The sequence below is a fragment of the Rubripirellula obstinata genome (assembly GCF_001642955.1).
In the GTDB taxonomy this organism is placed as follows: Bacteria; Planctomycetota; Planctomycetia; order Pirellulales; family Pirellulaceae; genus Rubripirellula; species Rubripirellula obstinata.
Window position 1 is genome coordinate 1 of sequence record NZ_LWSK01000267.1, and the last position, 1727, is coordinate 1727.

Here is a 1727-nt window from a genome sequence, read left to right on the forward strand (position 1 = left end):
CGACTGGTTCGCGAATAACATCACCCACCGCATTTTCATCAGCCCAGGCATCGCCCCGCGCGTTGTGCTGGACCCGAACGCGCGGGGCGATGCCCACGCGGTTAAACGATTTAGAAACCCTTCACGGTGTTGGGAACCGGCCCTACCTATCGGTCCTGCGTTACTTACGCGACTTTCGCAATCACTTGCGACACGCCGAGCCAACGGTTCATCTCGTTCAAGTCCTGGCTCCAATCGTCGCTGACACGTCGTTGCAAGAAGGCGTAGAACAACTGATCGGTCGTATCGCTTAGCAGACGAATTGCGTCGATTCGATCTTCATCCTCGAACTCTTCGCCTTCTTCCAGATGGATTTTGGCACCACCGATCCCAAACGATTCCGCTTGCAGGACCAAATCGAATTGGCGTCCGTCGCTGATGATGGTCATGCCTGCTTTGCGCGGCAACTTGCCGCTGCGGATTGCTTCCATCGCTTCGGGCAACTGGACAGGGCTCTCGGCGCTGATCACCTCTTTCCCGGTCTCGCCTTTTGGACAATCCAGTGCAAGTGTCTTCGCGAACATGACAACCGCATCCGATTCGTCCGGCATCGCGATCGTGTCGGTCTTCGTTTCTGTCGTCCACCACAACCACATCAAGAATTCATTGCCCAAGAAATCCGGAGCCTGCGAAAACTCGTTGGTCCAAACGTGCGGTGATTGGGTTCCGCCGGAAACAAAGTCAGCGGGAACCAAATCATCCAATTCGCCGAAACACTCGGCCTCAACTGCCCAATCGTGCGCAATCGCACCCGCACCGATGTGACTAAATTCGACCTCGAAGGCCCGTTCAAGCAGCCCCAAGCAATGACCGCTGGCGTTTCCTTGAGAACCGCCAAAATACAACTGCGAGTGATCGATGTCCCATAAAAACGGCACGGTCTGCATCTTGCGATATCGTCCCGACGCGGCTTCGACTTCGCACTTTTGTTCAACGGCTTCTTTTGCTTCTTTCTTTTCAGCTTTACTTAAAAATCCGGTTTCGCTGTCCTTTAATCTTCCGGAAAGCTCTACCTGTAACCAGGCGGCACGGATCGCGGACGGGATGACGTTGGTGTCGATGCGAACGCTGCAGTGCAACGCGTTGTTAATCAGGTTTTTGTCGAGATCAAAATCTTGATCAAACAAGTGATCGCCGCCCAAAAAACCGACTTGGACGTTGTCGGATGCATCGGTCTCGAATTGACCAGCCGCAAACTTGGATAGAATTTCGATATGTTCTTCACCAAACTGATTGGCCTCGAAACCTGTGACTGCAAAACGTTCGAATCCGAGACTACCGCGAAGAAATGGCATAGACGTTCCAATGAAAATTGAGAGGAAACGGAAATGGGTTGACAGGTTTGGAATCGACGAACCTAGCCAATAAATTTGCGTTTTAATTTCCGCTTCCTGCGCCTTACCCACACGCTGCGACTGTTCAGGTGGGTAGCCAAAATTTGTGCAATCCGGTGAAAACTATTTGCACGTCGTCAGCTAATATGCCAACGGATTCACCGCTGGCGAAACGATGCGATAGATGGACATATCTCAGCGAACGCCACCATTTAGGAACGTGCGACTTTTTATAGTCGCCTTTCGCTCGGGACGTCGCATCAGTTACTGCGCAATAGGCCCGGAGGGCCGGCAGCTCCCTGCCGGGTGCGCGAGCACCCGGATGGCTGCCCCACATCAATTCTCTGGCTCGGT

Annotated in this window: 1 protein-coding gene; it reads right to left on the bottom strand. The window is 53.2% G+C overall.

All coding sequences use genetic code 11. The features are described from left to right. Positions 1 to 164 precede the first annotated feature (164 nt). Positions 165 to 1334 carry a hypothetical protein gene (locus tag RC85_RS25640; RefSeq protein WP_068267786.1) on the bottom strand — a complete coding sequence of 390 codons (1170 nt, stop codon included), beginning with the start codon at positions 1332 to 1334 and terminating at the stop codon, positions 165 to 167. Positions 1335 to 1727: the final 393 nt, after the last annotated feature.